Here is a 7,316-nt window from a genome sequence, read left to right as displayed (position 1 = left end):
TGGGGGGCGCTGTCGACGCGACGACCGGGCTCGGCGCGGGCTTGGGGGGCGCCATCGGAGGCGCGGCCGATATAACTACGGGGCTCGGTGGGGGTCTGGGAGGTGCTGTGGAGGGCGCGACGGATCTCACCACGGGCCTGGGTGCTGGTCTCGAGGGTGGTCTTGGCTCGGCGGTCGATTCGACAGCGGGTCTGGGCGCGGGTCTGGAGGGAGCCGCGGGTGCGGCGACCGATCTGACGGCAGGTCTCGGCGCGGGTGCGGGCCTCGGGGCAGGTCTGGGAGGTGCTGTCGACGCGGCGGGCGGTCTGACCACGGGTGTGGGCGCGGCCACGGGCTTGGGCGCAGGTCTGCAGAGCGCCGTGGGCGCGGTCGGCGATCTGACGACGGGTATCGGTGCCGAGCTGGGCGGTGCGGTGCACGGAGCCGGTGAAGTGACCACCGGCTTGGATGCCGCGCTGGGCAGCGGTGCGCAGGTCGGTGCCGATCTCGGCGCGGGGCTGTCCACCGGACTGAACGGAGCTGTCGGCGCGGGTGCTCAGATCGGCTCCGGGCTGGAGACCGGCCTGGATGCCACTGCCGGTGTGACTACGGGCTTGGGGGCGGGTCTGGAAGGCGCCGCCGGTGCCGCGACCGACTTGACCGCGGGTCTCGGTGCCGGTGCGGGTGCGGGTCTGAACGGGGCCGTCGATGCGGCTGGTGGTCTGAGTACCGGGATCGATGCGGCGCTGGGTGCCGGTGGCCAGGCCGGTGCCGGATCGGGCGCCGGCTTGGAGGGCGCGGTGAACGGAGCTGGTGCGGTGACCACCGGTTTGGACGCTGCCGTGGGCAGCGGTGCGCAAGCCGGTGCCGATCTCGGCGCGGGGCTGTCCACCGGACTGAACGGAGCCGCCGGCGCGGGTGCTCAGATCGGCTCCGGCCTGGAGACCGGGCTCGGTGGTGCACTCGACGCCACCGGTCAGGTGGCGACCGGGCTCACCGGCGGAATCGATACCGCGGCACAGGGATCCGGCAATCTGACCGCCGGACTCGGCGGCAACTTCTCTTCCGCCATCGGCGGTGCCGGAAACCTCGGAACGCAAGCGGCGACCGGCCTGGAGACCGGGCTCGCGACCGGTCTCGGCGCGGCCGTGACCACCGGAGCGGAGCTCGGCGGCGGACTGGAGAGTTCGCTGAACACCGGCGGGCAGTTCGGCACGGGTCTGGAAACCGGTCTCGGCGGGGCGCTCGATGCCGGAATCGAGGCGACGACCGGACTGGAGACGGGCTTGTCCACCGGTCTCGGCGGAGGGCTGTCCACCGGCGTGGACGGCGCGGTGCAGGCCGGTACCGGTCTCACCGGCGTTGTCGATGCCGGTGCGCAGGCGGGTGCGGGTATTGGTTCGGGTTTGTCGGCTGGGCTCGATGCCGGCGCGCAGGCGGGTGCCGGTCTCGGCTCCGGCCTCTCCACTGGAATCGACAGCGCGGTCGGCGCGGGCGCGGGCCTGGAGACCGGCCTGTCCACCGGTCTCGGCGCTGCGGGCAACGTCGGTTCGGGTCTGTCGACCGGTCTCGAAGGCGCGTCGAGCGCCGGAGCGCACTTCGGTTCGAGCCTGGACAGCGGAATCAGCGGCAGCGCGGGTTCGCACGCGACTTCCGGCCTCGATGCCACGGCCGGTCTCGGCGGCGCGGTGGACGCGACCTCCGGACTGGCGGGCTCGGCGAGCGGCGCGGCCCACGGTGCGGTGGACACGGGCGCCGGTCTCGGTGGCAGCGTCGGCTCGACCGCGCACACCTGGTCCTCGCTGGACGTGTCGAGCGCCTTCGGCGCGGGCCTGGACAGCACGACCGGCGGCCACGCCGACTCGGGCCTGTTCGGCGAGACCAACGCGAGCACGGAATTCAGCGGTTCGGCGAACGCCGACCTGGGTGGCGATACATTCCTGCACTGACAGTTGCCGGTAATTACGAAAGAGGTCCATACCGCGATGGGGACGCCCGCGCCGAACGCCACTCCACCGGCGGTACCGCTGCTGTCGGTACTCGGTGAAACCATCGCGGCGGCCCGTGCCGCGGGACGCAACGATCTGGTCGGCCGCCTCGAAGTGGCGGCCGACCGGGTCCGCGACCCGCGCCGGCGCATCGTCGTCGCCGGACAGCTGGACCAGGGCAAGAGCCGTTTCGTCAACGCGCTGCTGAACCTGGACATCTGCCCGGTCGGGGACGATGCCACCACCATGGTGCCGACGCTGCTCGCGCACGGCCCGCAGCCGCGCGCGGAGCTGGTGCTCGCGTCGCACGGCGACTCCAGCGGCGCGGAGACCAGGGCCGAGGTGCCGATCGCGGAGATCGGCGCGATCGACCCGCGCTCACCGCTCGCACAGGGACGGCGGATCGTGCGCCTCGAGGTCCAGATACCCAACGCGCTGCTGGCCGACGGCATCGTGCTGATCGACACTCCCGGCGTCGGCGGGCACGGCAATGCCCATGCCGCGGGCGTGCTCGGAATGGTTCCCGCCGCGGACGCGGTGCTGGTGCTGTCGGACGCGTCGACCGAACTCACCGAGCCGGAACTGGCCTTCCTGCGACAGGTGCGGGAACTGTGCCCGACGGTCGCCCTGCTGTTCACCAAGATCGACCTGTATCCGCACTGGCGGCAGGTGCACGAGGCCGATCTGGGCCATCTCGCGCGTGCCGGGCTCGACGTGCCGATGATCCCGGTGTCCTCGTTGCTGCGCAGCCACGCCATGCGGTTGCAGGACCCGCAGCTGGGCGTCGAATCCGGCTTCGGTGTGCTCTACGAATTCCTGCGTGACCAGGTGGTGGCGCGCGATCAGCTGGCCACCCGCGCCGCCGTGGCCCGCGATATCCGCTCCGCGGCCGAGCATCTCGCCTTGGCCCTGGGCAGTGAGCTCGTCGCGGTCCGCGATCCCGCACAGGGCGCGGCGGCGGTGCGCGAGCTGCAATCCGCCCGGTCCGCGGCCGAGGAACTGCACCGCAGAACCGCCGCCTGGCAGCAGACGCTCGCCGACGGCATCACCGACCTGGCCGGTGACGTCGACCACGACCTGCGCGACCGCCTGCGCAACATCGCGCGTACCACCGAGGAATGGATCGACGAGCACGACCCGGGCAGGCATTGGGACCGCATCGCCGAACACCTCACCGGCACCGTCGACACCGCCCTCGGCGACAACCTGCTGTGGACCCACTCCCGGGCGATTCAGCTCGCCGAACGCGTCGCCGAGCATTTCGCCGAGCTCGGCGCGGTCGACCTGCCGGATGTGCGCCCAGGCGCGGGAGCCGACACCGGCCTCGCCATCTCCGGCACGCTCGCCGATCTGGAACCCGACATCGGTTTCGGCAGCAAGCTGCTCGTCGGCATGCGCGGCTCCTACGGCGGCGTACTCATGGTGGGGCTGGCCAGCACCTTCGCCGGGCTGGCCCTGCTCAACCCGATCTCGATCGGCGCGGGATTGATCGTGGGCGGCAAAGCCTTCCGGGACGACAAGCAGGCCCGGCTGGCCAAACGGCGCAACGAGGCGAAGGCCGCGGTGCGCCGTTTCGTCGATGACGTGGCGTTCCAGGCGGGCAAGGAGTCGAAGGATCGGCTGCACCGCATCCATCGCGCGTTGCGTGACCACTACGCGGGCGTCGCCGAACGCAGCCTGCGCTCGATCGACGAGTCGCTGCGGGCGGCGCAGGAGGCGGCGAGCATGGTCGCCACCCGCCGCGCCGAACGCGGCGCACAGCTGGATCAGCAGCTGCGCGTAGTCGCCGAGCTGCGCCGATACGCCGACGCCATGCAGACCGCACTACCGATGGGACCCGCCGGTACGGTAGCCCCGTGAGACGTGATGGTGGCCCGGTGCCGGGTATCGTCGCCGAGGCGCATCGGCTGGTCGGCGCGGCGCAGACGGCGCTGGCGGGCGAGCCGCGCGCGCGTGCCCTGCTGGCCGACTGCGCCCGCCGACTGGACCAGCCGTTGCGCGTGGCGCTGGCCGGTTCGATCAAGGCGGGCAAATCGACCCTGCTGAACTCGCTTGTCGGACAGGACATCGCCCCCACCGACGCCACCGAGTGCACGAGGGTGGTCACCTGGTATCGCTACGGTTCGACACCCAGCGTGACGGCGTACGCGCCCGACGGCGCCCGCGCGCATGTCGTGGTCCGGCGCGGCAGCGGGACGCACGGGCTGACCTTCGACCTGGACCGGCTGAACTGGAACGCCCCGGCCCCGCGCGAGGTCGACCATCTCGAGGTCGAGTGGCCCGCCGCGACGCTCGCCCACACCACCATCATCGATACCCCGGGTACGTCGTCGCTCTCGCGCGAGGTCTCCCGGCGCACCGCGCGTCTGTTGACTCCGGGTACGGACGACGAGCGCGCCGAGCAAGGAATCGCCATCCCGGGCGCCGACGCGGTGGTGTATCTGCTGCGCAGGCTGGACGCGGCCGACGTGCAGTTCCTCGAGCGCGTGGGCGCCGGAACCGCGGCGGCCAACGGCGGTCCGGGAGCGCCCGGCCCGCTCGGCATCGTCGGCGTGGTCTCGCGGGCCGACGAGATCGGGGCAGGCCGCATCGACGCGCTGCACTCGGCCCGTGATGTCGCCACGCGTTTCGCCGGGGAACTGGAACGAACGGGTTTGTGCCAGGCCGTCATCCCGGTCGCCGGGCTGCTCGCGTTCGCCGCGGCGACGCTGCGTCAGCAGGAGTTCGCGGCTTTCGAGGCGCTGGCGCGCGTCCCGGTCGACGAACTGAGCGCCGCGCTGCTCTCGGCGGACCGTTTCGCGCGCGCCGACGTGCCGCTTCCGGTGCCGCCGGAACTGCGTGCGCAGCTCGCCGAGCGGTTCGGGCTGTTCGGCATTCGCATGGCGGTCACGTTGATCCGGCTCGGCGTGCGGGATTCGGCCACGCTCGCCGCCGAATTGACCAGCCGCAGCGGAGTGGACGAATTGCGCTCGGTACTGGACGTGCAGTTCGGTCAGCGCGCCGACCAGCTCAAAGCCCATTCCGCGCTCACCGCGCTGGCCCGGGTGCTGACCGCCTACCGCGGCACCCAGGCCGACCGTCTGCTGCCGAGGGTGCGCACGCTGCTCGCGGACGTGCACGGTTTCGCGGAACTGCGCCTGCTCGGCCGCCTGCGCACCGACGAATTGGCGCTGCCCGCGGACGATCTCGCCGAACTGCACCGTCTCATCGGCGGCTCCGGCATCGCACCCCATCTGCGTTTGGGCCTCCCGATCGACGCGCCGCTCACCGCGCAGCGCGCTCTGGCGGTCGCCGCGGTCCGCAAGTGGCGCGCCAGGGCCCGCCACCCCCTCGCCGACCAGTTCACCGCCACGGCCTGCCTCACCGCAGCCCGAAGCGCCGAGGGCGCCTTGAGCGTGCTCCCGGAATGATTCGCCGCCTCCTCCTGCGGCGTCGTGACCTGCGGTGAACCGCCGCCGCACCGGCGGTGTAGGCGACGTGTGCCCGGGTATGCGGCCTGGTAGCGAGAGGAGGTAACGATGAGCCAAGAGGACGTCGTACACGAATTGCTCGTCCGTGCGGGCACGGGATATGCCGAGGAAGCGGGTATCACGCTCGACGACAAACCGGCCGCACTTTTCCAGCTGCTCATGCTTTCCCAGCTGCTCAGTACCCGCATCTCCGCGGAGATCGCCATCGCGGCCACACGGGAGCTGATCGGCGGCGGCTATCGAACGCCGCACCGGGTCGCGGACGCCGACTGGCAAGAGTTGGTCGACGCGCTGGGCCGGGCGAACTATCGCCGCTACGACGAGAGCACCGCCACGAGGCTGGGCCACAACGCCGCGCGAGTGCTCGACCGCTACCACGGTGACCTGCGCGAACTGGCGAAGAAGGCGGACAACGACCCCCAGCGTGCGGCCGAACTGCTCCAGGAGTTCGACGGCATCGGCCCCACCGGCGCCGATATCTTCCTGCGCGAGGTCCAGGACACGTGGGCGTGGGTGCGGCCGCACTTCGACGAGCGCGCGCTGCGCGGCGCCAAACGCATCCAGTTGCCGGAGGATCCCGACCGGCTGGCGCGTCTGGCACCGAACCATCACACCGCGGAGCTGGCCGCGGCCCTGGTACGGGTGACGCTGGACGAGAAGATCGCCGACGAGGTCCTCGCCGCCGCGCCGTGAGCGGGTGCGATCAGACCGGCGTGGTGGTGCGGCCGCGCGGGTCGATCAGGATTTTCGCGTGCCGCTCCGGGTTGCCCAGGGCGGTGAAGGCGTCCGCCACGCCGTCCAGCCCGACGGTCCCGGTGATCAGCGGGCTCGGGTCGACCTTGCCCTCGGCGAGCATGTGCAAGGTGTCGCGGAACTCGCCGGGGTCGTAGCCGAGCGCGAACCGCAGTTCGATCTCCTTGTTGATCGCCATCGCGGGATGGAAGCGGTCGGTCTCCATGCACACTCCCACCACGACCACGCGCGACAGCGGCGGTGCGGCCGCGAGGATCTGATCGATGATCCCCGGTACGCCGACACATTCGAAGATCACCGGGCCGGCCGGGCCCGCGTTCATCGTGTGCGCCAGCCGGAAGACGTACCACCACGGCAGGTTCGGGACCCGCCGCAGGCGCTCCATGGTGTCGAAGCCGAGCCCGAGGATGTCGGTGACGCCGTTGATCCGTCCCTTCTTCGGGGCGGCCGCCCATGGCGACTCGGTCGCCGGGTCGACCACGATATCGGCGCCGCAGGCGGTGGCGAGTTCTCGGCGCCGCGGTGAGAAATCGCTCGCGACCACCGTGCGCACGCCTGCCGCCTTCAGCATGCTGATCACCGCGAGGCCGATCGGCCCGCAGCCGATGACGAAGGCGGTTCGGCCCTTGCCGACGCGGCCTTTGCGGACGGCATGCCAGGCCACCGCCATGGGCTCGGTCAACGCGGCGTGCTCGGCGGACAAGCCGTTGGGCACCGGCATGGTCATCGATTCCTGGACCACCACCTGTTCGGCGTACCCGCCCGGCGCCGCGGTCGACAGCCCGACCAAGTGGGGTTGCCTGCCGTGCCGGACGATCGGCAGGGCCACCACGGCGGTGCCCCTCTTCCATCGCTTGCGGCAGTCCGGCCCGTAATCGACGACGGTGCCGCTGAATTCGTGTCCGAGCACCACGCTCTGCGCCGAGCGCATGAAGTGGTCGTAGCCGGTGGCCACGGCCAGGTCGGCCAGTTCGTCGGCGTGGGTGCGGGCGTGCAGGTCCGAGCCGCAGATTCCGCAGCGCGACACGTCGATGAGCAGCTGACCGGGGCCGGGCCGCGGCGTGGGCAGCTCCGCGACCTCGAACTCGGCGGCGGTGACGACGGCGGCCCTCATGGCGACTCCCTC

General features: G+C 71.7%; 5 protein-coding genes. 4 read left to right on the top strand and 1 reads right to left on the bottom strand.

What is annotated here, in order from left to right; genetic code table 11:
• From ON19_RS29140 to ON19_RS29125, 4 genes are all read left to right on the top strand, one after another.
• Positions 1-1,928: beta strand repeat-containing protein (locus ON19_RS29140; RefSeq protein WP_218006488.1), on the top strand; the 1,928-nt coding region annotated here is incomplete at its 5' end.
• Between the two features lie 36 nt (positions 1,929-1,964).
• Positions 1,965-3,827 carry a dynamin family protein gene (locus tag ON19_RS29135; RefSeq protein WP_043699818.1) on the top strand — a complete coding sequence of 621 codons (1,863 nt, stop codon included), beginning with the start codon at positions 1,965-1,967 and terminating at the stop codon, positions 3,825-3,827.
• A complete protein-coding gene (locus ON19_RS29130) occupies positions 3,824-5,377 on the top strand; it encodes a dynamin family protein (RefSeq protein WP_372478655.1) in 1,554 nt (517 codons plus the stop codon). The genes ON19_RS29135 and ON19_RS29130 overlap by 4 nt, the downstream gene beginning before the upstream one ends.
• Positions 5,378-5,485: 108 nt before the next feature.
• Positions 5,486-6,130, top strand: coding sequence for an HhH-GDP family DNA glycosylase (locus ON19_RS29125; protein ID WP_043699815.1), 645 nt, complete (start codon positions 5,486-5,488; stop codon positions 6,128-6,130).
• A 10-nt stretch (positions 6,131-6,140) separates the two neighbouring features.
• On the opposite strand, the gene ON19_RS29120 is transcribed toward ON19_RS29125, so the two are convergent.
• Entirely contained in the window at positions 6,141-7,304 is a 1,164-nt protein-coding gene (locus ON19_RS29120; RefSeq protein WP_043699823.1) for a zinc-binding dehydrogenase, read from the bottom strand.
• Positions 7,305-7,316 lie beyond the last annotated feature (12 nt).

It is taken from the genome of Nocardia abscessus NBRC 100374 (assembly GCF_000308455.1).
Lineage (GTDB): Bacteria > Actinomycetota > Actinomycetes > Mycobacteriales > Mycobacteriaceae > Nocardia > Nocardia abscessus.
Note: the sequence above shows the minus strand (reverse complement) of the source record. Positions and strands in the feature narration are given on the sequence as shown.